Origin of the sequence: Paraburkholderia sp. ZP32-5 (assembly GCF_021390495.1) — a bacterium.
Lineage (GTDB): Bacteria > Pseudomonadota > Gammaproteobacteria > Burkholderiales > Burkholderiaceae > Paraburkholderia.
The window spans coordinates 1,138,424-1,161,556 of record NZ_JAJEJP010000003.1 but is presented as its reverse complement, the minus strand read 5'-3'; the positions used below and the strand labels follow the sequence as shown (position 1 = coordinate 1,161,556).

The following is a 23,133-nucleotide window of genomic DNA, read 5'->3' as shown; positions in this document are numbered from 1 at the left end:
CGAGACCTCACATGACACTTGACGACGACCAGGCCGCGCGCATTGCCGAATGCGAATTGAACGGCACACTGCGCTGGTATCTGCATGCGGGCATTCATAGCATCGTGCTGCGCGAAAAAGGCGAGGAGGTAGCGAGCGAAGTCTGGCGGCGGCTAATGCTCGGCCAGCAATCGGACAAGTATCTGGAAGGCGCGCGCAAGTGCGGCATTCTCGATACCGAACCGCCCGCTGTGCGCGCCGCCAAGTATCACTATCTGAGCAACACGATCGGCGGCTTGCGTCTGCACTACATCGAGGAATCACCGAAGAAGGTGTGGATACGCTATCTCGCGCCGCTCGGCTCGTACCCTGGCATGGCCATGCTGATGGCGCCGATCGCATTACGCCGGACCATCCTGTCGACATGGCATCCGCGCAATGGCGAACTGATGGGTTGTCCGCGGCTCGGCTGGGTGCTGACGAAAACCGTCGCATTTGGCGAGCCATACGACGAAGGCTATTTCTACGAATACGACCACGATCTGAAACCCGAAGAGCGTGTCCGCTTCGAGGCGGTGTCCGAGTCTCCCGAATTCGATCCGGCAAAAGCGCCGCAACTGCCTGAAGGGCAGTGGTCCGCGTTGCGTCTCGCGCGAGCGTCGCGCAACTATGCGACAGGGTATCTGGACGAACTGGTCGGCGTGTTGCGCGCGATGTTCGGCGAGCGCACCGCTGCCTATCTGTGCGAGACCGCGGCGGCGTGCGTGGCGGTGCAGTTCACTCCGGCGCTGTGTGACGCCGCGTCGGTGACGGGCAACGACGTTGCCGCGGTGGCCACGCTGTTCACGCGCCTCGCGGTGGCATGCGGACAGTCCGTCGAACAGCGGCAGATCGCGACGGGCCATCTGACGCTGAGCGTCGCCGGCCCGAAGCCGTTTCTGAATATGCCGACGCTCGCGCTGCGCGAGGCGTTCTTCCAGCTTCAGGTCGTGGCCACGCGCATGCTGAATGGCCGCATCGCCGTGAGCCGCGCGGAGACCGGTACCGGACACGATCTCACCGAGGTCTGGGAGATCCGCGATACGGGCCGCTGGCTCTGGTGAGCGCCGTGTGCGCCTTCGTTTTCATTCGATCAACGACGTCGCTTCAGGGAGCAGCAGATGGACCAGCAGTCTATTTTCAACGCGTTGCATATGACGGACGCGGTGTCCGGCGGCGACCTCGAAGTTCGCTCGCCGATCAATGGAAAAGTGATCGGCAACGTCGGCACGCATGATGCCGGTGCCGCCGATCGCGCGCTTGCCCGCGCGCACCGCGCGTTTCTGCAATGGCGCACGGTGCCCGCGCCACGGCGCGGACAGTTGATTCGCGCATTCGGCGAGGCGTTGCGTGAAAACAAGGACGCGCTCGGCCGGCTCGTGACACTCGAAACCGGCAAGATTCTGACCGAGGGGCTCGGCGAAGTGCAGGAAATGATCGACATCTGCGATTTCGCGGTCGGCCTGTCGCGGCAGTTGTACGGTTTAACCATCGCAAGCGAACGTCCCGGCCATCGCATGTCGGAAAGCTGGCATCCAATGGGCGTGTGCACGGTGATCTCCGCGTTCAATTTTCCGGTAGCGGTGTGGTCGTGGAATGCCGCGCTCGCGCTCGTGTGCGGCAACGCGGTGATCTGGAAGCCGTCGGAGAAGACGCCGCTTACCGCGCTCGCGGTCAAACGGATTTTCGACGCGACGCTGGCGCGGTTCGGCAGCGACGCGCCCGAAGGACTCGCCGATGTGCTGATCGGTGGCCGCGCACTCGGCGAACAGCTGGTCAGCGATCCGCGTTCGGCGATCGTCAGCGCGACCGGCAGCACGGAAATGGGCCGCAACGTGGGTCTCGCCGTTGCAAAGCGATTCGGGCGTTCGATTCTCGAACTCGGCGGCAACAATGCGGGCATCGTGTGTCCGAGCGCCGATCTCGATCTGGCGTTGCAGGGCATTCTGTTTTCCGCGGTCGGCACGGCCGGGCAACGCTGTACCTCGCTGCGCCGCCTGTTCGTTCACGAGTCCATCTACGACGGCGTGGTGGCGCGTCTAAAGGCCATGTACGGCAAGGTGGCGATCGGCGATCCGCTGGATCCCGCTGTGTTGATGGGACCGCTGATCGATGCGCGCGCCGTCGACTCGATGCAGGCCGCGCTATCCGAAGCGGCGTCGCTTGGCGCGACGGTGACGGGCGGCAAGCCGGTACAACCGTCCGGCTGCGCGGGCGGATTTTTCGTGCAACCGGCGCTCGTCGAGATGCCGAAGCAGCAAGCGGGGATGCTGCGCGAAACCTTCGCGCCGATCCTGTACGTCACGCGTTATCGGGACTTCCACGAAGCGATCGCCGCCAATAACGCGGCGTCGCACGGACTCGCTTCGTGCGTGTTCACGACCGATGTCAGGGAAGCGGAAACTTTCCTGAGCAGCGTCGGCAGCGATTGCGGTATCGCCAACGTCAATATCGGACCGAGCGGTGCGGAAATCGGCGGCGCATTCGGGGGCGAAAAGGAAACGGGCGGTGGGCGCGAATCGGGATCCGATGCGTGGAAAGCCTACATGCGGCGCGCGACGAACACCGTCAACTATTCGACCACGCTCGCGCTCGCGCAGGGCATCCAGTTTTCGGTAGCGGGGTAGAACATCGCCGAGGCCTTCGGTCCGCGAAGGCCTCGATCGTGCCCGCCTCAACTGCGGTAATCGGTGCCGACGTTATCGATCAGCCGCCTGGCGGCCTGCCACGCAAGTTCGGCCAGTTCGGGCGAGTCTTCGCGCACGTACTGGCTTGCGGTTACGCGGCACACTTCCGGCGATGGAATCGTGAGTGCGGAGCCGCCCGCGAGCGCCTGAACCTGGGCCTGACACGCGCGCTCCAGGAAGTAGATTTCCTGGAATGCGTCGGCGGCGCTCGACCCCGCCGCGAGCAGACCGTGATTGCGCAGAATCATCGCCTTGTGTGGGCCGAGATCGCGAACCAGCCGTTCACGCTCGGCGAGATTCAGCGCGATACCTTCGTAGTCGTGATACGCGAGCTTTTCGTAATACTTGAGCGCGTGCTGGCTGATCGGCAGCAAGCCGTGCTGTTGCGCGGACACGGCGATACCGGCGGCGGTATGCGTATGGACGATGAAATGCAGGTCGGGCCGCGCCATATGAATCGCCGAGTGAATCGTGAAGCCCGCGGCGTTGACGCGGCACGACGCGGGGTCGTGCTTCGCGCGGGGATCGATCGCGCGGCCCTGATAGTCGATCTTGACGAGATCGGAGGCTCGCATTTCGTGAAACAGCACACCGTGGCGGTTGATCAGAAACGACGGTGTGTCGCCCGGCAGGCGCGCCGAAATGTGCGTGTCGATCAGATCGGTCATCCGGAAGTGCGCGACGAGACGATACAGTGCGGCCAGTTCGACGCGAACGGCCCATTCGGCTTCATCCGCGAGTTCGTGAGTGGGCGAATCATGCACAGCTTCCATGGGGTTTTCTCCGGTAATCGATGCGTTCGTTGGGGGCGGTCTATGCGGTGCGGGAGGGGCCGCGCGTGCGCTTCGCTATCAATAGCCTTGCGCGGCGTCCATGACCGCGTCGGGCATCACGCCCTGCCGCAGCAACAGCATGTTTTCGGCAATGCGGCGCGAGCCGTACTCGATCGAGGTCGGCCCCGCCGCATGTGGCGTGACGCGCACGCGCGGGTGTTGCCAATAGCGGCTTGCGCTCGGCAGCGGTTCTTCGACGAATACGTCGAGCGCGGCAGCGGCGATGTGTCCGCTATCCAGTGCGGCAAGCAACGCATCGTCGTGCAGCACTTCCCCGCGCCCCATGTTCACGAGGTATGCGCCGGCGGGCAGCATGGCGAGTGCCTTCGCATCGATGAGACCCGTGGTGGCGGGCGTGGGCGGCAGCACGCACACGAGGATGTCGGTGCGGTTCAGAAAGGCTTCGAGCTGATCGTCGCCGAAGAAGCTTTGCACGCCGTTCAGCGCTTTTTGCGTGCGGCTCCAGCCCGCCACGTCGAATTGCAGATCGCGCAGGCAGCGCGCGGTGTATTCGCCGATCGCACCCATGCCGAGGATGCCGATGCGCCGCGTTGCGTTGGGCGGGTACGGCGGCCGATGCCAGATACCCGCGCGCTGCTGTTCGAGATAGCGGTCGTAGCCGCGATGAAAATGCAGCACCCAGTGAATCGCGTGGCAGCTCATGTCGAGGCTCAACGTGTCGTCGGTCAGCCGTACGATCGGCACGTGCCTCGGAAGCTCGGGATCGCGCAGGATATGCGAGACCCCCGCGCCGATCGAGAAGATGCCCTTCAGGTTCGGATAGCGTTTCAGTTCGCCGCATGGCGGCATCCATACCATCGCGAAGTCGATGTCCTCCGCGTTGCCGATGTCGGGATACACGCGCATGTCGAATTCGCCGAGCGTTTGCGTCATGCGCTCGCGCCACGCGGCGGCGTCGCCGTCGGACCAGATGAATGCAACCGTGGGCGGCGCGGCGGAGCCGGTCCGGGGAATCGAAGCCATGACGAAACGTCCTTGATAGCAGGGAAGAAGGGAGGCGGTTCGAGGCACCGCCGCGCGCCGTTATGCGAATGCGGAAGCCAGATGCGTGGTGACCAGATGCGCGCGCATCTCGGCAACCGCGATCTCGGGGTTGCGCCGCGCCATCGCGTCGAGAATGCGTTGATGCTCTTCGTTCGCGCTGATGAGCCGAGGCAGATTCCGCGCGAACAGATTGCGGATCATCGTCACGCGCTCGTGCACACCCGTCAGCATTTCGTACAGGACCTGATTGCGAGAAATACGCGCAATGTCCAGATGAAATTCCGAGTCGAGCCGGTTGAACTCGTCGACGTTCCTGCGACGAATCATCTTCGCCATATGGTCGATGCGTTCCTGCAAACGTTCGATGTCTTCCTGCTGAAGATACGCAATGGCCTTGATGCAGGTCTGACATTCGAGGCATTCGCGCGCTTCGTACAACTGCAGCAGATCGTCGTAGCTCATCTGGCGCACGACATAGGCGCGCCCGTCCCGTTCGAGCAGACGCTCTTCCTGCAGACGCATCAATGCCTCGCGAACCGGCGTGCGGCTCGCGCCAAACTGTTCGGCAATGCCGCTTTCGTACAGGCGCTCGCCGGGCTTGATGCGCGCGCTCAACAGCGACTGCTTCAACTGCTCGAATACGCCTTCGCTGCGGCGCGGCACGACAGGCCGGCGGCGCATGCGCGTGGCCTGTGTCGGGACGACGATGCCGGTGGTATCGGACTCATGCATGCAGCAGATTCTCCGCGGAATACGTTTCGGGTTGGTGGAAAAAATGTATACCTAACAAAGATGACGGTCAATCTAAAGAAAAGACCGGAACGAAAACCTCGTAATTTTGACGCGTTTAGGCGCACTTCCATGAACACCGACGGGCATCTACCGGTTGACAACTTTATTTTGGGAACAATAACGTATACCCAATAGGCGTCGGTGCGATTGCGCCGCGCGAATTTCATCGAGCTGCATCAACCAGGGAGTCGCATCGTGCGCGAATCATTGAGCAGGCTGGAGGGAGGCGAATACGACGTCGCCATCATCGGTGGGGGGATCAACGGTGCGTCGGCGGCGCAGCATCTGGCGTCAGCGGGCTATTCGGTCGTGCTGGTCGAAAAGAACGATTACGCGTCGGCCGCATCGAGCCGTTCGAGCCGCATCCTGCACAGCGGCCTGCGTTATTTCGCGCCGTCGAAGACCTTGTGGGAGCATGTTTTCCAGCCGCGGCGCTTCGTTGGGCGCGTGCGTTCCGCGATCGAATCGATGACGGCGATGGGCCAGCTGGTGTCGACGATGCCCGAGCGGTTCATTCCGCTGAGCCTGATGATGCCGGTGTACCGGAACATGCCGTATTCAGGCTGGCACGTCGATATCGGTGTAAAGGTGCTGGGCTTTTTCAATCGCTTCGGCGTGCCGCTCGTGTACAAACGCTATCGCAACGGCCGATCGACACCTCCCGCGATGGCGAAATGGTTTCGCGACAACGGCGACATTACCGACTTCACGGTGTTCATGGATTACTCGATCCGCTGGCCCGAGCGAATCTGCGTCGACGCGGTCATGGATGCGCGCCGGCTCGGCGCCGTGGTGCGCAACTACACGACGATGGAGCAGTTGAGCCGCACCGCGGACGGCCGCTGGTCGCTCGCGTTGCGCGACACGCTCGAACCGGCGCAGACGGCCACGGTCACGGCGCGGCTCGTGCTCAATACGGCGGGGGTGTGGATCGATGCGCTGAACAAGGCCGCGGCGCAGGGCACCGCACCGGCGCGGCGCGTGATCGCCGTCAAGGGCATCCATATTCTCGTGCGCTTGCCGGACGACTTCAAAGGCGAAGGGCTGGCTTCGCTGAACCGCGAAAACGAAGCGATCTTCTGCGTGCCTTGGGGCGATCTGCACTACATCGGGCCGACCGAAGTCGTCTATCACGAGAATATCGACGACGTGACGCCCGACGAAGAAGGCATCGAATTTCTGATCGACGAAGCGAACCATCTGCTGCCGGGTATCAACCTGAGCCGCTCCGACGTGTGCTTCGCGTGGGCGGGCGTGCGTCCGATCACCTACGATCCGCGCTATCCGAAAGGACGGCGCCTGCCGTTCAGCGTATTGCACGATCTGGCTTCCGATGGGTTACCCAACGTACTGACGCTGACGTGGGGAACGATCAATCTGCACCGCGTGTCGGCCAATCACATTCTGAAGGCGGTCAAGCGCAAGCTGAAACCTTCACGCGGGCAGGCCGCGCTCAATGCGGGGGCGAGCCGCTTCAAGGGCGGCGATGCGAACAGCGCGGTGTTTCCGGACGAGCCGTCGATTTCGCTCGACGATCTGGTTGATGCCGCACGAAACGAAGACGCGACGAATCTCGTCGATCTTCTGTTCAGACGTACGCATCTCGGCTGGCGTCACGCGATGACGCGCTCGGCGATTCGCCGTGCCGCGCGGGCGGTCGCGCCGGAATTCGGCTGGAGTGCGCGGCAGATCGACGAGCAGGTGGACGCGTTCGTCACGCATATGAAGGTGCGCCACCTCGTCGACGTGACGGACGACGAAACGAACCTGCCCGCCAGCACGGCGCGCATTTCCGGCGAACCGGCCTAGCAGCCGGCCGCGGCCGAACACGAGCGGGCGCGACCGGGCACAACCGGTTGCGGCTGGCTGTCAGCGATTGTGCGCGCGGCCGTGGCGCCGCCGGTGGGCTTTGCGAACCGCCGGCGCGAGTGTCGCATCAGAAACGGGCGCCGTCGCAAACAGACGCGCGGCGGCCGATTTTGAACACCTATCATCGCTTCATGCTCGCTTGGGCAACGTCGTTCACGCAACACTATTGATCGAGGCCAACGATGGAAAAGTCGGGAAAGGCAAACAACGAGATTCGGGCTTCGGGAGCCGGACGACGGTCGTTTCTGCGCAAGGCGGGTGCAGCAGGGCTGGCCGCGTTGAGCGCGCCCTATGTGATCACGCGCTCCGAAGCGCAGGAAGACAAACGGATCATCGTGCCGTCTTATGGCGGCTCCTATGAGGAAACGATTCAGCAGGTCTACGCGAGGCCATTCAAGCAGGAGACCGGCATCGAAGTCGTGTTTTCAGGGGTGCCCGATCTGGCCAGGCTGAAAGCGCAGGTGATGAGCGGCCGCCCCGAGTGGGACGTATTCGAAGGCGCGGGATCGTGGGGCCCGGCGGGATCGCAGCAAGGACTCTTCGAACCGCTGGACCGTTCGATCGTCACGCAGGCGGAAGCCGTGCTCGGCAAAGGCGACTATGCTCGCTTTTACCGTTGGGTCGGCGTGCCGGCATGGAACACCAAACATGCGAACGGAGGCGACACGCCCAAGACGTTTGCGCAGCTTTGGGACACGAAACGTTTTCCGGGCCGCCGTACATTGCGCAATCGCGCCGACATGGTGCTCGAACTCGCGCTGGTGGCCGACGGTGTCGACCCGCAAAAGCTCTATCCGCTGGACGTCGATCGTGCGTTCAAGGCGCTCGCGCGTATCAAGCCGTTCGTGCCGAAGTGGGCGGAATCGACCAACCAGTTGACCACGCTGCTCGCGACCAACGAAGTCGACTTCGGCTTCGACTACAACGCGCGCGTGGAGTCGGCGCGGGTGGCGGGCCTGCCGCTTGCGATGTCGCTGGAGCAGACGATCATCGGCAATGAAACCATTGGTGTCGTCAAGGGAACCACGCGCAAGGCCGCGGCGATGAAGTTCGTGGCGTTCGTGCTGCGCCCCGACCGGCAGGCCGAGTTTTCGAACAAAAGCAGTTATTTGCCCGGCAATCCAGCGGCGATGAGCCAGGTGTCCGCGGATGCGAAGAAACTGCTGCCGGATCTGAGCCAGCACAATCACATCTACCAGGACGACGAATACTGGGCAAGCCGCACGACGGAATTGCAGGTGCGTTTCTCACAGTTCCTGTTGAGCTGAACGCGAAGCGACCGTGCGCCGGACCGGGCCGGACCCAACGCGCGTGTGACCGGCAAGTCTTGCAGCAACGATCTTTCACGGGACCGGAGCAGGGGTTTTGCATGGGATCGGAGTAAGAGCTTTGCATGGGATCGGAGTAAGCGCTAAAGCGCCAACTCCGATCGACACAGGAGACCGATGAATGGCGACTGACAATGCGTTCGACCTGACCCGCGCGGCCGCGCCACCCCATGCGCGCGCGCGGCGTACCCGCGATACGACCGGCACGGGTGCGCTGCTGTTCGTGTTGCCCGCGCTGGTGCTGATGGCCGCGGTGTTTCTCGTGCCGGTCGTCTACGTGCTCGGCTTGAGCATCTATCGCGACGGGCACTTCACGCTGGAGGCGTTCGCGCACCTGATCTCGAACGGTCTGTTCGTGCAGGTGCTCGGCACCACGCTGACCATCGCCGTCAGCGCGACGCTGGTGAGTCTCGTGCTGGCCTATCCGGTGGCGATGCATCTGGCGCGTCAGTCGCCGCGGCGGCGCGCGGTCTATACGTCGCTGGTGCTGCTGCCGTTCTGGACCAGTATTCTCGTCAAGAGCTACGCGTTCACCGTGATTCTCGGCCGGGCCGGCCTGATCAACAGCGCATTGCACTGGATGTTCGGCAATGGTCCGCAGCTGGAGCTGATCTTCAACCGGACTGGTGTGATGATCGGTATGTCCAACTACCTGGTGCCGTTTCTGGTGTTCCCGATTCTGTCGAATCTGCTGGCTCAGGACCGCAACCTCGTTCAGGCAGCCGAAGCGATGGGCGCAGGCGCGTTCCGGACATGGTGGAAGATCACGCTGCCGCTCAGCCTGCCCGCGGTGGCCGCGGGCGCGCTGCTGAGTCTCGTGATCTCGTTCGGTTTCTTCGTGACGCCGGCGCTTCTGGGCGGCCCAAAAGACATGATGCTCGCGAACCTCGTCGATCTGTTCACGCACGAAGCGCTCGACTGGAATACGGCCGCGGCAATCGCGGTGCTCATCCTGCTGATCAGCGCGGCGCTGGTGGCGATTCTGTCCCGCGTGCCGGGCGCAACCGGGAGGCTTGGCAAATGACGTCATCGATGCTGGGCCGCATGGGGACGTGGCTGGGCGGGATCGCGCTGTCCGTGCTCGCGTGGGCGATCTATATCTTTCTGGTCGTGCCGAGTCTGCTCGTCATACCGATGTCGTTCGGCGGCCGGGACGAACTCACATTTCCGCCGACTTCGTTTTCGTTCTACCTGTATGGGCGTTTCTTCGATTCGCCGGTGTGGACGGGGGCGCTTTCCGAAAGCCTGATCGTCGCCACGCTGAGCGCGTGCATTGCCACGGTGCTCGGCACGTCCGCTGTGTACGGTTTGCTGCGCGGCAAGTTTCGTGGACAGGAAGTCATCGCGTTCGTGCTGATGAGCCCGATGCTGTTCCCCGCGATCATCGTCGCGTTGGGCACGTATCTGTACTTCGCGCAGCTTGGCCTGAGCGGCACGACCGCGGGGCTGGTGCTCGCGCACTCGACGCTCACGCTGCCGTTCGTGATGGTGACCACGGCCGCCGGCATGCGCCAGATCGATCCGAACGTCGAGCTTGCCGCCGACACGATGGGCGCGTCGCGGCTTCGCGTGTTCCTGAAAGTCGTCGTGCCGCAGATCATTCCGTCGATCGTGTCCGGCGCGCTGTTCGCGTTTCTGATTTCTTTCGACGAAGTCGTGATCGCGTGGTTCATCGCCGGCACCGGCGCGACGACGCTGCCCGTCACGATGTACTCCAGCCTCAAGATGGAGGTGTCGCCGATCATCGCGGCATCGGCGACGATGCTGTCGGTGGCGTCGGTGTCGATCTGCGTGGTGTCGGCGATGCTGCGCAAGCCCGGGCACGATGCCGTCGCGCATTGACGAACGCGCTGCCGAACCCGGCCGGACAACAGCTGCAACACGACACGCAACAGGCTAAACACAACGTCTTGCGCAGGAATACCACATGGAACTCGCATACAAGGCAGACATGAAGCAGTTGGAACCGGGCGGCGCACGCGTCTCTCGCGATGGCGTTGCCGGATCGGACGCGACTGTTGCGCCGATTCTCGAAGTACGTGGCGTAACCAAGCGATATGACGACACCGAGGTGCTGCGCGCGGTCGACCTGAGTATCGCCGAAGGTGAATTCGTGACCTTGCTCGGCCCGAGCGGATCCGGCAAGACGACCCTCCTGAAGATCATGCTCGGCGCGACCACCCCTTCCGAGGGCACGCTCGTGCTGCGCGGGCGCGACATCACGAACGAGCCCGCGCGCCGGCGCGGCATCGGCATGGTGTTCCAGAACTTCGCGTTGATGCCGCATATGACCGTGTTTCAGAACATCGCGTTTCCGCTCCAGGTGCGCGGCGTATCGAAACGGGACATCGAATCGCGCGTGCATGAAGTGCTCGAACTCGTGCGCCTGCCTGATCTCGCGCGCCGCAAGCCGAAGGAACTGTCGGGCGGGCAGCAGCAGCGCATCGCGATTGCGCGTGCGCTCGTGTATCGTCCGCCGCTCATTCTGATGGACGAGCCGCTAGGCGCACTCGACAAAAAGCTGCGTGAGCAGATGCAGTACGAAATCAAGCGCCTGCATGAAACGCTGAAGCTGTCGATGGTCTATGTCACGCACGATCAGGAAGAGGCCCTGACGCTGTCCGATCGCATTTGCCTGATGCAGAACGGTCGCATCTGCGAAGCGGCCAGGCCGGCGAGCATCTATGCGAAGCCACAAAGCCGCTTTACCGCCGATTTCTTCGGCGCGACCAATCTGTTTACCGGCGTCGTAACGGAGCAGGCGGGCCGTGCCGTGATCACGGTGCCCAGCTGGCCGGATCCCGTATGCGCCGAGCCTCGCGCGGCGGCCATGGCCGCGAGCGGCGCACGCGCGAAGATCAACTGGATGGTGCGTCCGGAGCGGCTGCGCCTGCTGGAACCGGGTCAGCATGACATCAACGAGGTCGAAGGTATCGTGCAAAGCGTTGTGCTGTCGGGATCGATTACCCGCGTGAGCGTGCGCATGCAACACGGCGCGGAGATCGTCGTGGCGCAACTGACCGATCAAAGCGCGGTGGCGATCGAGCGCGGTGCGCAGGTGCGAGTCGGCTGGCCGCAAAACGCCACCGTGATGCTCGATAGCGACCCCACGGCGAGCCCGGGCATCAACTCATGAGGAGCGCGGCCGGCGCGTTCGCAGCATGCTTGCAGCTGAGAAACTGGCGTTCGTCGGTTGGCGAATGGCCGAAGCTGGTGCGATAGACGCGCGCGAAGTGGCTGCTGTTGATGAAGCCGGTTGCCACCGCGATTTCGGCGATCGACAGCGCGCTTTGACGCAGTAGCCGCTGCGCCTGTTCGAGCCGCACGGCGATGTAGTGATCGCGAAACGACAGGCCCAGGTGCGAGCGGAACAGACGTTCGAGCTGCCGCACCGACAGTTCGACGATCGACGCGATTTCGTCGCGGCCGATCGGATCTTCGATGTGGTGTTCGATCAGCTCGAGCGCGTGCAGCAGCTTCGGATGCTTGATCTGATAGCGCTGTTGCATGCTCATGCGCTGCGGGCGTCCGCCGAGACGCACCTCGGTTTGCAGCAGCCAGTCGCCGACGGCGACCGCGAGCGCATGTCCGTGATCTTTCTCGATCATCGCAAACAGCAGATCGAGCGGCGCGATGCCGCCGGCGCAGGTCCAGCGGTTCCGATCGATTTCGAACAGCGTGCGGCGCACGTCGATTTGCGGGAATTCCTCGCGGAAAACCGGCATGTGCTCCCAATGGATCGTGCAGCGAAAGCCGTTGAGCAGGCCCGCGCGCGCGAGCATGTAGGCGCCGCCCGAGACGCCGCCGAGAATCGTCGGTGTGAGAGCGAGACGGCGCAGCCAGTTGTCGAGCTTCTTGTCGTGGAAGGCTGCGGGATTGCCGCCCGCGCAGATCAGCAGAATGTCGAATTCCACCGGATCGCCGACGCGAAACGTGGGCTCGATCGTCGCGCCCGACGAGGACAGCGCGGGTTCGCCCGTCAGCGTAACGTACTGGACGCGATACAGCTCGTGCCCCGATAGCGCATTCGACGCGCGCAAAGGTTCGATCACGCTTGCGTACGACATCATCGCGAAACCGGGAATCAGCAGAATACCGATATTGCGTGCGGGCCCGATGGTCTCGGGCGTGCCGTCGATAAAGGGTGCGACGGACGCATCGCGCCGCCGCGCGCCGCGCCGCGATGACCTCGCGGAGGGCGTGGATATATCGGATGGAGAATTCGCGGGGCGGGCGTTGGCGGGAGCGGGCGTCATGAAAGGATCGATAGAGTCGTAAGCCTTGTCGTGGCGCGATGCGTGCGACGCATCGCGATCGGATGACCATGAGCGCATCATCCGGGCGATGCATCGATCGTAATGTGTCTAAAAGCGTTTGGGTAGTTGCGGCAAACACGCACTTACCCCAAGCGCCTGGTGCGGCGCGGTACTGCGAGCGCTAGAAGCGATGACGCAGGCCGATGCGCGCAACCGTCTGGATGCCGCTGCTCGACGCGCCGGCGCTTCCGAGGATGTTGGCCGTTACGCCGCTGCCGCGCTGATGGACGCCCTGAAAATAGACATCGGTGCGCTTCGACAGCAAATAATCGGCCAGCACGCCGAATTCATTCCAGTGTCCTGACGGATTGCCGGCGCCGCCGTGTTTGGTGAAGTTCGTATAGTCGTACATCGCGCCGAGCATCAACGATGCCGTGAGCGAGTAACGCGCGTTGAATTCGATGTTGTTGAAGCGCAGCGAACTCGATTGATACGCGCTCGGGCTGACGGCGTTGCCGACGTATGAATTCGTATAGGTCAGGTTGAAGATCGCCGGACCGAACGAATAACCGGCGCCGGACGCGAAAATGCGCTGCTTCGCCGCGGTGAACGTGGCATCGCCGGTGACACCGCATGCGGCGGCGGTGCCGCCCGCGACCGCGCCGCCACACGACGTGCCGGGGTTGGTCATGTCCATATATCCCGCCGCCAGCGTGAACGGGCCGTGCGTGTAGCGCGCCGCGACACTCCATGCCCGGTTGTCCGCGAAGCCGGTCGAATTGCTGAACGCGTACATGCTGCCGAACGTCAGCCCCGCGATATCGGGACTCGCGTACTTCACCGCATTGTTGATGCGATAGAAGTCGTCCATGTTGTCGTTATCGAGCGGGTGCGTGAAGAGAAGGCCGCCCCAGCCGCCGTTCGACGTGAGTGTCGCGACATAGGAAATCAACGGGTCGTACTGGCGGCCGAGCGTGACCGTGCCCCAGCGGTTCGACGACAGCCCGACATACGCTTGCCGGCCGAACAGACGTCCGCCTTGCTGGAATGTGCCGTTGCTCAGATTGAAGCCGCTCTCCAGTACGAATTGCGCCGCCAGGCCGCCGCCCAGATCTTCGTTGCCGCGCAATCCCCAGCGGTTGCCCTGGATATCGCTGCCGGCAAGCTGCCACGCGGAATGGCCGCCCGTATTGCTGGTATAGGTCAAGCCCTCGTCGATGACGCCGTAAAGCGTGACGCTGCTTTGCGCATGGGCGGCGGTGCCGAGGAGCAGCGACGAAATCAATGCAAACGCGGACTTCTTCATGGGGGTCTCCCTGTGGCGGAAGCTATAAAAGGTAGTAGAGCCTGCTATTCGATGAATGGATTGACTTGCTGTCGAAGCAGACGCTTGCTATGGCTGCTTCGATGCTGCCTATGTTAGTGACGCAAAAATTGGCAGCGCGCGCCTGTTCGCGACAGCTTCGCTTGCTGATGCGCCATTTCGCGCGATTCGAATAGATGTCTTATCTGGAGTGTTTCAGGTCGCACATGGAACGACCGGCGCCGATTTCGTTACGGCACAATCTTCACGTCAATGTTGGCAATACAACGAAGCGCCGCTGCAAATACAAATCGCTGCGTGCGACGCCAGTTCGAATGCAGACCCTCCACGGTTTTCCACGCTGCCCATGTCTTATTCGCTGCTCGACCTATTCAGGGAATCGCTCACACGGCATCGCGGATGGCGGCCGACATGGCGCGATGCCGAACCCAAAGCGGCTTACGACGCAATCGTGATCGGCGGCGGCGGGCATGGTCTCGCGACCGCGTATTACCTCGCCAGAAACCACGGACTGCGCAATGTGGCGGTACTGGAAAAGAGCTGGATCGGCTCGGGCAACGCGGGCCGCAATACGACGATCATTCGCTCCAACTACATGCTGCCCGGCAACGAACCGTTCTACGAACATTCGATGCGGCTTTGGGAGACGCTCGAACAGCAGGTCGGCTACAACGCGATGGTGAGTCAGCGGGGCGTGTTGTATCTGTATCACTCGGATGCGCAGCGCGATTACTTCGCACGTCGTGGCAATTCGATGCGGCTTGCCGGCGCCGACTCCGAACTGCTGCCGCGCGAAGAGGCGCAACGCATGCTGCCGTTCGTCGATTTCGACAACGAGCGCTTTCCGATTCAGGGCGGTCTGTTCCAGCGGCGCGGCGGCACTGCGCGGCACGATGCGGTCGTGTGGGGTTATGCGCATGCGGCGAGCAAGCTTGGTGTCGACATCGTGCAGAACTGCGAAGTCCAGGGCTTCCTGATGGAGGGCGGCCGGGTCGCTGGCGTGCAGACATCGCGCGGACCCATTCGCGCGGCGCGCGTCGGTGCCGCCGTCGCAGGGAGTTCATCGCGTCTCGCCGCGCTCGCGGGCCTGCGTCTGCCGATCGAGACGCACGTCTTGCAGGCATTCGTATCCGAGGCGATCAAACCGCTGGTGCCGGGCGTCGTGGCCTTCGGCGCGGGGCACTTCTATCTCAGTCAGTCGGACAAGGGCGGCCTCGTATTCGGTGGCGATCTCGACGGCTACAACTCCTATGCGCAGCGCGGCAATCTGCCGGTGCTCGAAGACGTGTGCGCGGGCGGCATGGCATTGATGCCGGGGCTAGGACGCTTGCGCATATTGCGCGGCTGGGGCGGACTCACCGACATGTCGATGGACGGCTCGCCGATCATCGATGCGACGCCGGTCGACGGTCTCTATCTGAACGCGGGATGGTGCTACGGCGGATTCAAGGCGACCCCCGCGTCGGGATGGTGCTTCGCCCATCTGCTTGCGACAGGCACGTCGCATCCGCTGGCGGCTGCCTATCGCCTCGATCGTTTCCGTACCGGGCATCTGATCGACGAACGGGGCGCGGGCCCCCATCCCAACCTTCATTGAGAAAGGCTCGGCCCGACGGCCGCGACAAGCAATGAGAATCCACTGTCCGTTTTGCGGCTCGCGCGATTCGAGCGAGTTCATCTACCAGGGGGACGCCACGGTGCAGCGACCCGATCCGGATGCGCCCGACGCGGAGCAGCAGTTTTTCGAGGCGGTTTATCTGCGGACCAATCCTGCGGGCCCGCACGAAGAGTACTGGTATCACGCCGCGGGTTGCCGCAGCTGGTTGCGCGTGCAACGCGACACGCGCACGCACGAGATCGGCCGTGTCGCGTTTGCGTCTGGCGAGGCGCGCGAACGCGCTGCCGCGACCGTCGCCGCCGCTGGAATCTCGCGATGATGCGCGCGCCGGACGAGTCTTCCACCGGCCACACGAGGCGGCTTGCCGGCAAAGGCTCGGTGAATCGCGAGCGCGTGATCCGCTTTACGTTCGATGGCCGCGAGTACACCGGATTCGCCGGCGATACGCTCGCTTCCGCGCTGCTGGCGAACGGTGTGTCGCTGGTCGGCCGCTCGTTCAAATATCACCGGCCGCGCGGCATCCTGTGCGCGGGCAGCGAGGAGCCGAATGCGCTGGTCGAACTGCGCACGGGGGCGCGCCGGGAGCCGAATACGCGAGCGACGATGGTCGAACTGTTCGACGGTCTCGTCGCGTTCAGCCAGAACCGCTGGCCGTCGTTATCGTTCGATGTCGGCGCTGTCAATTCTCTGTTCGCGCCGCTGCTGGTCGCCGGCTTCTACTACAAGACCTTCAAATGGCCCGCATCGTTCTGGGAGCGTCTGTACGAGCCCGCGATCCGGCGAGCGGCAGGTCTGGGCCACGCGGCGCATGCGCCCGACCCCGATCGTTACGAGCATGTCAATGCGTTTTGCGATGTGCTCGTGATCGGCGGCGGGGTGGCCGGATTGAGCGCGGCATGGGCGGCCGCGCAGGCCGGCAAACGGGTGATCATCGCCGACGAGCATGCGGCGCTGGGCGGCCAGTTGCTCGGATCGAACGAGACCATAGCGGGCGTCGCCGCGCAGCAGTGGCTGCTCAGGATGCGCGAGTCGCTCGACGCATGCGGGCTCGTGACGGTGCTGCCGCGCACGACCGTGTTCGGCGTCTATGACGGGCATACCTACGGCGCGGCGCAACGTGTCGCCGATCACGTCGCGGTGCCGCTCGCGGGCGAGCCGCGTCAGCGGCTATGGAAAATCGTCGCGCCGCGCGCGGTACTCGCGAGCGGCGCGATCGAACAGCCGCTCACGTTCGCGGGCAACGATCGGCCGGGCGTGATGATGGCGGCCGCGGTTCGCATGTATCTGAACCGCTTCGGCGTCGTTGCCGGTTCGCAGCCCGTCATTGTCACCACCAATGAAAGCGGCTGGCGCCTCGCTGAGGATCTCGTCGAGGCGGGCGTGCGTCCGGTTGCCGTGATCGATCTTCGCGCCGAGGTGCCCGAGGCTGACCGGGCGGCGGCGGAACGTGCCGGTCTGCGGGTGTTAGCCGGCGCGCGGGTATTGTCCGCGCAGGGTGCGCGGCGAGTCCGGAGCGTGACGCTGCTCGACGCGTCGGGCCGGCGCATCAAGTTGTCGTGCGATCTGCTGGCCATGTCGGGAGGCTGGAATCCCAGCCTCGCGCTGACCACGTATCTGGGCGGCAAGCCAGTCTGGTCGGAGACGCTCGGCGCGTTCGTCGCGCCGGATGTCTTGCCGCCGGGCATGGTGCTCGCGGGCGCGGCCAATGCGCTGTTCGACACGGAGGCGGCGCTCGCGGGCACGAGCGCCGCGCAGCGCACGGCGGCGCACGTGGCACCGGCTGCCGTTGCGCACGCGGCCAGACCGACGGCGCCACGCGCATCGCTTGCCCAGGTCGAGAATCGCCCGCTGCTGCTTGCGCAGGCGTTCGGCAACGGCAAGGCGTTCGTCGATTTCCAGCACGACGTGACCAGTGAAGACATTGCGTTGGCGCATCGGGAAGGTTTCCGCTCGGTCGAACATCTGAAGCGTTATACGACCCTTGGCATGGCGACCGATCAGGGCAAGCTGTCGAATATCAACGGCCTGGCACTGATGGCCGCGTGCTCGCGGCGCGGCATCGCGGGAATCGGCACGACGCTCGCGCGTCCGCCCTATACGCCGGTCTCGATCGGCCTGCTCGCCGGCGCCGATCGCGGACGCCATTTCAAGCCGACGCGGCTCACGTCCGGTCATCGCTGGGCTGAAGAAAACGGTGCGACGTTCACGACGAGCGGGCAGTGGCTGCGCGCGCAATGGTTCGCGCGGCCCGGCGAGACCGATTGGTTGAGCAGCGTGATTCGCGAAGTGAAGGCGGTCAGAGCGGGTGTCGGCGTCTGCGATGTGTCGACGCTCGGCAAGATCGACGTGCAGGGCAGCGATGCGGCCCGTCTGCTCGATCGCGTGTACATCAATATGTTTTCGACGTTGCCGGTCGGCAAGGCGCGCTACGGCCTGATGTTGCGCGAAGACGGTTTCGCTTTCGACGACGGTACGACCGCGCGTCTCGCCGACGATCACTACGTGATGTCGACGACCACCGCCAACGCCGCGCGCGTGATGCAGCATCTGGAATTCGCGTGCCAGGTGAGCTGGCCCGATCTCGATGTGCAACTCGCGTCGGTCACCGAGCAATGGGCTCAATACGCGATCGCCGGACCGCAGTCGAGAGCGGTATTGCAGCAACTGCTCGGCGATGCCGTCGATCTTGGCGACGAAGCGTTTCCCTATATGGCATGCGGGGAATTCGTGTGGCGCGATCTGACTGTGCGTCTGTTCCGGCTGTCTTTTTCCGGCGAACGCGCTTATGAGCTGGCCGTGCCGGCGCGTTACGGCGATGCGGTGATCCGCGCGATCATGCAGGCGGGCGAGCATTTCGGCATCACGCCGTATGGCATCGAAGCGATGAGCGTGATGCGCATCGAGAAAGGGCACGTTGCCGGCAATGAACTGAATGGAACGACCACGGCCGCCGATCTGGGAATGGGCCGGATGATGTCGAAGAAGAAGGATTTCATCGGCGCGGTGCTGTCGCGCCGCGCGGGCTTGACCGACGCATCGCGCGCGGCGCTGGTCGGCTTGCGGCCGCTCGATCCGGCCAGCCGGCTGCGCGCGGGCGCGCATCTGCTGGCGCCCGGCGCCGCCGCGACGATGGACAACGATCTCGGCTACATCACGTCGGCTGCCTACTCACCTCAGTTCGGCCACTGGATCGCATTGGCGATGCTCGTGCACGCGGCGCAGCGGCTCGGCGAACGTCTGCGTGTGTTCGACGCGGTACGGGGCGCGGACGTCGAGGTCGAAGTGTGCTCGCCGGTCTTCATCGATGCAGAGGGGGCGCGTTTGCATGCATGAGCCGATTCTCAAAGCCGTTGCTCCGTTCGACGGCGTCGCGCTGCCCACCGGCGCGATTCGCGCGATCGACCGGGACGGCTGCGGCATTGCGCTGATCACCGCACGCCGTGGCCGGGAAAACGACGTATTGCGCGCGCTCGCCGCGGACTTCGGCATCGATCTGCCCGATGCGGGGAAGTGCGCGCGCCAACGCGGCATCGTTGCGGTCGCCACCGCTCCGCGGAGCTGGCTGATCGTCGCGGAGCAGCGTCCCAATCGCCTCGCCGCCGATCTGAAGCAAAGCGTGCGCGATGCGGCCAGCGTCGTCGATCAGAGCGATGGGTATGCGTTGCTGCGCCTGTCCGGCATCGCGGTGCCCGCGCTGCTTGCGAAGGGCGTATCGATCGACGTGTCGAACGACGCGTTTGCCGTCGATAGCGCGGCCTGCACGCATCTCGCGCATATGAACGTCACGTTCTGGCGTTTGCCCGACGACCCGGCGCAAGGCCCGACGTTCGAACTCGCGCTGTTCCGCAGTTTTGCCGCGAGTCTCGCGCACTGGTTATCGGAACACGCGCCACGCGAGCACCGCGTCGATCCGACTCGATCTGACCACCCGTTTGGAGCCGTTTCGTGAACGAAGTTCGTTATGCGTTGACCTTGCATTGTCCCAATCGTCCGGGGATCGTCGCCGCCGTGGCTTGCGCGCTGTTCGACAACGGCGGCGATATTCGCAACGCGCATCAGCATGATGACGGCGAAACGCGGATGTTTTTCGCGCGCCTCGAATTCACACTGCCGGATGCGGACGGCGAGAACGAGCTGCGTGAACGGCTTGCCGCGGTGGCGGGCGAGTTTTCGATGCAATGGGCGCTGCGCCGGCTCGATGTCAGGCAGCGCGTGCTGATCATGGTGTCGCGTTTCGATCATTGTCTGGCCGATCTGCTTTACCGCTGGCGCATCGGCGAACTGCCGATGGATATCGTCGGTATCGTGGCCAACTACCCGCGCGACGAATACCGTCATCACGATTTCGGTGAGATCCCGTTCGACTATCTGCCGGTCACATCGGCGAACAAGCTGGAGCAGGAGGCCGCGCTGATGCGCATCGTCGACGCGCGGCGCGTGGACCTGGTGGTGCTCGCGCGCTATATGCAGATTCTGTCGGACGATCTGAGCCGCGGCCTGTCCGGACGCTGCATCAACATCCATCATTCGTTTCTGCCCGGATTCAAGGGTGCGAAACCGTATCATCAGGCGTATGCGCGGGGCGTGAAGCTGATCGGCGCGACCGCGCACTATGTGACGTCGGATCTCGACGAAGGTCCGATCATCGAGCAGGATGTCGAGCGGGTCTCGCATATCGACAGCGCGGACGTGCTGGTCAGAAAAGGGCGCGACATCGAGAGACGGGTTCTGTCGCGCGCGGTGGCGTGGCATCTTGCCGCGCGCGTGATGGTCAATGCGGGGAAAACCGTCGTCTTTCCGGACTGAAACCGGATTCGTGGAGGTCGTCATGACGACAGCAATCGCGGCGGCAGCGAAGCCCGTCATTCTCGACGGCACGGCGACTGCCGCGCGCCTGATGGAAAAACTCTCGCGCAAGGCGAGCGAACTCGCGCGCGAACCGGGTTTTCGCACACCGGTTCTCGCGACGATCCTGGTCGGAGACGATCCGGCTTCGGCAACCTATGTGCGGATGAAACGCGACGCATGCGGCCGCGTGGGTCTCGACTCGCGCGCCATCGTATTGCCGCAGCACACCAGCACGGCGCAGCTGCTGGCCGAGATCGATGCACTGAATGCCGATCCCGACGTTCACGGCATTCTGCTTCAGCATCCGGTTCCTGAGCAGATCGACGAGCGCGCGTGTTTCGACAGGATCGCGCTGCGCAAGGATGTCGATGGCGTGACGAGCCAGGGCTTCGGTCTGATGGCGCTCGGCGAACCCGCATTCGGTAGCGCGACGCCGGCGGGCATCATGACGCTGCTCGAAGCGTACGGCATCGAACTGACTGGGCGCCGCGCCGTCGTGATCGGACGGAGCCCGATTCTGGGCCGGCCGATGGCGCAAATGCTCGTCAATGCGAATGCGACCGTGACGTTGTGCCATTCCAGAACCATTGCGCTCGACAGCGAAGTAAGTCGCGCCGATGTCGTGGTGGCCGCGGTCGGCAAACCGCATTTCGTGCAAAGCGGCTGGATCCGACCGGGCGCGGTCGTGGTCGATGCGGGGTTTCATCCGGGGCGCGTCGGCGACGTCGAGCCCAGCCAGCTCGCGGCGCGCTGCAGCGCCTATACGCCGGTTCCCGGCGGCGTCGGACCGATGACGATTGCGACGCTCGTCGCGCAAACGCTGCAGGCTGCCGAACTCGCGTGGCAAGCCGGCCGGCGCAACGCCAACGCATCGCGCTGATTCCGGCGCGGCGCGATGCCGGCCGTGCCTCACCGGCGACGTCCGGCACTCAATTCGCAAAGTTATCCTTGACGGTGCGCGGCGAGGTCCAGCGCAGCAGATTCATCCACGACCCGGCCTTGTCGTTGGTGCCGCTTGCGCGGCCTCCGCCAAAGGGCTGTTGACCGACCATCGCGCCGGTCGGCTTGTCGTTCACATACAGATTGCCCGCGGCGTGCATTAGCACCTGTTCCGCCTGCATCAGCGCGATGCGGTCATGGCAATAGATCGAGCCCGTCAGCGCGTATGCGCTCGTACGGTCGATCAGCCGCAGCGTGTCGTCCCACGCGTCGTCTTCGTACACGAACACGGTGAGCACGGGGCCGAACAGCTCGTCGTGCAGCAGCGCGTGATCGGGATCTCTCGTGACGATCAGCGCGGGATCGACGAAATAGCCCGTATCCGCGCAATGCGTGCCGCCCGCGACGATTTCGAGCGCACTATCTTCCCGCGCGGCGGCAAGGCGCTGCGTGATACGGTCGAACGACGCGCGGTCGATCAATGCGCCCATGAACGTATCGGGCGATGCCACGTCTCCCACTTCCAGCGTGGCGATCCGGTCGCACAACCGCTCGCGCAGCCTGGGCCACATGCTGCGCGGTATATACGCACGCGAGGCCGCACTGCATTTTTGCCCCTGATATTCGTAAGCGGCGCGGACCAGCCCCTCGGCGATCGGCTCCATGTCCGCACCGGGGTGAGCCAGTACGAAGTCCTTGCCGCCGGTTTCGCCGACGAGCCGCGGAAACGACCGATAACGCCCGATATTGGCGCCTGCTTTCGCCCACAGTGCCTTGAACACCGACGACGAGCCGGTGAAGTGCAGCCCCGCGAAATCGCGCGACGACATGGCCTGATCGGTAATCGCGGCGGCATCGCCAGGAACGAAATTGATCACGCCGTCGGGCAAGCCTGCCTGCTGCAGGATTCTGAAAAAGCGATAGTTGGCGAGCACCGATTTCGGCGAAGGTTTCCACACCACGCCGTTGCCCATCATCGCCGGTCCGCAACTGAGGTTCGCGCCGATCGCGGTGAAGTTGAAGGGCGAGGCTGCGTAGACAAAACCTTCGAGCGGACGCCATTCGCAGCGATTGCCCGCATTTTTGGTGGAAAGCGGCTGTTCGCCGGCGATGCGCTGCGCGTGCCATGCGTTGAAGCGCAGAAAATCCATCAGTTCGCAGGCAGCGTCGGGATCGGACTCGCTGAGCGTTTTGCTCTGGCCGAGCATCGTGGCGGCGTTGAGCGAGGCGCGATGCCGCTGACCGACCAGCGCGGCGGCGCGCGAAAACACCGCGGCGCGGCTCCACCACGGCAGAGCGGCCCATGCGCGGCTTGTTTCGGTCGCGGCCCTGATTGCCGTATTCACGTGCTCCGGCTGCGCGCGATGCACGCGCGCGAGCACCCGTGCATGGTCATGCGGACAGCGGACTTCTTCGATATCGCCCGAGTAAATTTCCTGGCCGCCGACGATAGCCGGAATCTCGATCACATCGGTTGCGCGCAGTTCGCGATCCAGCGCATTGCGTTCGGGCGAACCCGCGCCATACGGCAACGCGATTTCATTGTCCGGCATCGGCAGAATGGGGGATTCGTTCATAGGTAGCGGAGCCTCGGAAATGAATTGGCGCATGCCGTC

At 63.9% G+C, this 23,133-nt stretch carries 19 protein-coding genes; 13 read left to right on the top strand and 6 right to left on the bottom strand.

Features of this window, described 5'->3' with window-relative positions; all coding sequences use genetic code 11:
- Positions 1-11: 11 nt before the first annotated feature.
- Both L0U82_RS37695 and amaB read left to right on the top strand, forming a co-directional pair.
- A complete protein-coding gene (locus L0U82_RS37695; protein ID WP_233838920.1) occupies positions 12-1,082 on the top strand; it encodes a hypothetical protein in 1,071 nt (356 codons plus the stop codon).
- A gap of 57 nt (positions 1,083-1,139) precedes the next feature.
- Complete coding sequence (gene amaB, locus L0U82_RS37690) at positions 1,140-2,645, top strand: L-piperidine-6-carboxylate dehydrogenase (RefSeq protein WP_233838919.1); 1,506 nt, start codon at positions 1,140-1,142, stop codon at positions 2,643-2,645.
- A 47-nt stretch (positions 2,646-2,692) separates the two neighbouring features.
- On the opposite strand, the gene L0U82_RS37685 is transcribed toward amaB, so the two are convergent.
- The 3 genes from L0U82_RS37685 to L0U82_RS37675 all read right to left on the bottom strand — a co-directional run bounded on the left by L0U82_RS37685 (position 2,693) and on the right by L0U82_RS37675 (position 5,275).
- Entirely contained in the window at positions 2,693-3,478 is a 786-nt protein-coding gene (locus tag L0U82_RS37685; protein WP_233838918.1) for a class II aldolase/adducin family protein, read from the bottom strand.
- A gap of 78 nt (positions 3,479-3,556) precedes the next feature.
- On the bottom strand, positions 3,557-4,522 hold the full coding sequence (locus L0U82_RS37680; protein ID WP_233838917.1) for a 2-hydroxyacid dehydrogenase: 966 nt from the start codon (positions 4,520-4,522) through the stop codon (positions 3,557-3,559).
- 60 nt (positions 4,523-4,582) lie between these two features.
- Positions 4,583-5,275 (bottom strand): GntR family transcriptional regulator, encoded by a 693-nt coding sequence (locus tag L0U82_RS37675; protein ID WP_233838916.1) that lies wholly within the window; start codon positions 5,273-5,275, stop codon positions 4,583-4,585.
- Between the two features lie 255 nt (positions 5,276-5,530).
- Between L0U82_RS37675 and L0U82_RS37670 the strand changes: the two genes are divergently transcribed.
- From L0U82_RS37670 to L0U82_RS37650, 5 genes are all read left to right on the top strand, one after another.
- Entirely contained in the window at positions 5,531-7,144 is a 1,614-nt protein-coding gene (locus L0U82_RS37670) for an FAD-dependent oxidoreductase (protein WP_233838915.1), read from the top strand.
- A gap of 242 nt (positions 7,145-7,386) precedes the next feature.
- Entirely contained in the window at positions 7,387-8,472 is a 1,086-nt protein-coding gene (locus tag L0U82_RS37665; protein ID WP_233838914.1) for an ABC transporter substrate-binding protein, read from the top strand.
- A gap of 181 nt (positions 8,473-8,653) precedes the next feature.
- Positions 8,654-9,556: an ABC transporter permease gene (locus L0U82_RS37660; RefSeq protein WP_233838913.1), complete on the top strand. Its 903-nt coding sequence runs from the start codon at positions 8,654-8,656 to the stop codon at positions 9,554-9,556.
- Entirely contained in the window at positions 9,553-10,374 is an 822-nt protein-coding gene (locus tag L0U82_RS37655) for an ABC transporter permease (RefSeq protein ID WP_233838912.1), read from the top strand. The genes L0U82_RS37660 and L0U82_RS37655 overlap by 4 nt, the downstream gene beginning before the upstream one ends.
- 85 nt (positions 10,375-10,459) lie before the next feature.
- Positions 10,460-11,668 (top strand): ABC transporter ATP-binding protein, encoded by a 1,209-nt coding sequence (locus tag L0U82_RS37650; protein WP_233838911.1) that lies wholly within the window; start codon positions 10,460-10,462, stop codon positions 11,666-11,668.
- On the opposite strand, the gene L0U82_RS37645 is transcribed toward L0U82_RS37650, so the two are convergent.
- Positions 11,658-12,788 carry a GlxA family transcriptional regulator gene (locus L0U82_RS37645; RefSeq protein ID WP_233838910.1) on the bottom strand — a complete coding sequence of 377 codons (1,131 nt, stop codon included), beginning with the start codon at positions 12,786-12,788 and terminating at the stop codon, positions 11,658-11,660. The two genes, L0U82_RS37650 and L0U82_RS37645, sit on opposite strands and share 11 nt — an antisense overlap.
- 181 nt (positions 12,789-12,969) lie before the next feature.
- Positions 12,970-14,094: a porin gene (locus tag L0U82_RS37640; protein WP_233838909.1), complete on the bottom strand. Its 1,125-nt coding sequence runs from the start codon at positions 14,092-14,094 to the stop codon at positions 12,970-12,972.
- Positions 14,095-14,458: 364 nt separating this feature from the next.
- On the opposite strand from L0U82_RS37640, the gene L0U82_RS37635 reads away from it, so the two are divergent.
- Genes L0U82_RS37635 through L0U82_RS37610 form a run of 6 tightly spaced genes read left to right on the top strand, consistent with a single transcriptional unit; the run spans position 14,459 to position 21,458 of the window.
- Entirely contained in the window at positions 14,459-15,709 is a 1,251-nt protein-coding gene (locus tag L0U82_RS37635) for a sarcosine oxidase subunit beta family protein (protein ID WP_233838908.1), read from the top strand.
- Between the two features lie 31 nt (positions 15,710-15,740).
- Positions 15,741-16,049 carry a sarcosine oxidase subunit delta gene (locus L0U82_RS37630; protein WP_233838907.1) on the top strand — a complete coding sequence of 103 codons (309 nt, stop codon included), beginning with the start codon at positions 15,741-15,743 and terminating at the stop codon, positions 16,047-16,049.
- Positions 16,046-19,063: a sarcosine oxidase subunit alpha family protein gene (locus L0U82_RS37625; RefSeq protein ID WP_233838906.1), complete on the top strand. Its 3,018-nt coding sequence runs from the start codon at positions 16,046-16,048 to the stop codon at positions 19,061-19,063. Before L0U82_RS37630 ends, L0U82_RS37625 begins: the two co-directional genes overlap by 4 nt.
- The gene (locus L0U82_RS37620) at positions 19,056-19,679 is read left to right on the top strand and encodes a sarcosine oxidase subunit gamma (RefSeq protein ID WP_233838905.1); all 624 of its coding nucleotides are present in this window, start codon (positions 19,056-19,058) and stop codon (positions 19,677-19,679) included. Before L0U82_RS37625 ends, L0U82_RS37620 begins: the two co-directional genes overlap by 8 nt.
- The gene (gene purU / locus L0U82_RS37615; protein ID WP_233838904.1) at positions 19,676-20,536 is read left to right on the top strand and encodes a formyltetrahydrofolate deformylase; all 861 of its coding nucleotides are present in this window, start codon (positions 19,676-19,678) and stop codon (positions 20,534-20,536) included. The genes L0U82_RS37620 and purU overlap by 4 nt, the downstream gene beginning before the upstream one ends.
- A 22-nt stretch (positions 20,537-20,558) precedes the next feature.
- A complete protein-coding gene (locus tag L0U82_RS37610; RefSeq protein WP_233838903.1) occupies positions 20,559-21,458 on the top strand; it encodes a tetrahydrofolate dehydrogenase/cyclohydrolase catalytic domain-containing protein in 900 nt (299 codons plus the stop codon).
- Between the two features lie 49 nt (positions 21,459-21,507).
- Here the strand turns inward: L0U82_RS37610 and pruA are convergent, their stop codons facing one another.
- Entirely contained in the window at positions 21,508-23,094 is a 1,587-nt protein-coding gene (pruA, locus tag L0U82_RS37605) for an L-glutamate gamma-semialdehyde dehydrogenase (RefSeq protein WP_233838902.1), read from the bottom strand.
- Positions 23,095-23,133: the final 39 nt, after the last annotated feature.

Coding starts and splice junctions, on each gene's coding strand:
- L0U82_RS37665 (WP_233838914.1), top strand. CDS start 7,387: ATGGAAAAGTCGGGAAAGGCAAACAACGAGATTCGGGCTTCGGGAGCC.
- L0U82_RS37630 (WP_233838907.1), top strand. CDS start 15,741: ATGAGAATCCACTGTCCGTTTTGCGGCTCGCGCGATTCGAGCGAGTTC.
- L0U82_RS37650 (WP_233838911.1), top strand. CDS start 10,460: ATGGAACTCGCATACAAGGCAGACATGAAGCAGTTGGAACCGGGCGGC.
- pruA (WP_233838902.1), bottom strand. CDS start 23,094: ATGAACGAATCCCCCATTCTGCCGATGCCGGACAATGAAATCGCGTTG.
- L0U82_RS37660 (WP_233838913.1), top strand. CDS start 8,654: ATGGCGACTGACAATGCGTTCGACCTGACCCGCGCGGCCGCGCCACCC.
- L0U82_RS37695 (WP_233838920.1), top strand. CDS start 12: ATGACACTTGACGACGACCAGGCCGCGCGCATTGCCGAATGCGAATTG.
- L0U82_RS37635 (WP_233838908.1), top strand. CDS start 14,459: ATGTCTTATTCGCTGCTCGACCTATTCAGGGAATCGCTCACACGGCAT.
- L0U82_RS37680 (WP_233838917.1), bottom strand. CDS start 4,522: ATGGCTTCGATTCCCCGGACCGGCTCCGCCGCGCCGCCCACGGTTGCA.
- L0U82_RS37645 (WP_233838910.1), bottom strand. CDS start 12,788: ATGACGCCCGCTCCCGCCAACGCCCGCCCCGCGAATTCTCCATCCGAT.
- L0U82_RS37640 (WP_233838909.1), bottom strand. CDS start 14,094: ATGAAGAAGTCCGCGTTTGCATTGATTTCGTCGCTGCTCCTCGGCACC.
- L0U82_RS37655 (WP_233838912.1), top strand. CDS start 9,553: ATGACGTCATCGATGCTGGGCCGCATGGGGACGTGGCTGGGCGGGATC.
- L0U82_RS37685 (WP_233838918.1), bottom strand. CDS start 3,478: ATGGAAGCTGTGCATGATTCGCCCACTCACGAACTCGCGGATGAAGCC.
- L0U82_RS37625 (WP_233838906.1), top strand. CDS start 16,046: ATGATGCGCGCGCCGGACGAGTCTTCCACCGGCCACACGAGGCGGCTT.
- L0U82_RS37620 (WP_233838905.1), top strand. CDS start 19,056: ATGCATGAGCCGATTCTCAAAGCCGTTGCTCCGTTCGACGGCGTCGCG.
- L0U82_RS37675 (WP_233838916.1), bottom strand. CDS start 5,275: ATGCATGAGTCCGATACCACCGGCATCGTCGTCCCGACACAGGCCACG.
- amaB (WP_233838919.1), top strand. CDS start 1,140: ATGGACCAGCAGTCTATTTTCAACGCGTTGCATATGACGGACGCGGTG.
- L0U82_RS37610 (WP_233838903.1), top strand. CDS start 20,559: ATGACGACAGCAATCGCGGCGGCAGCGAAGCCCGTCATTCTCGACGGC.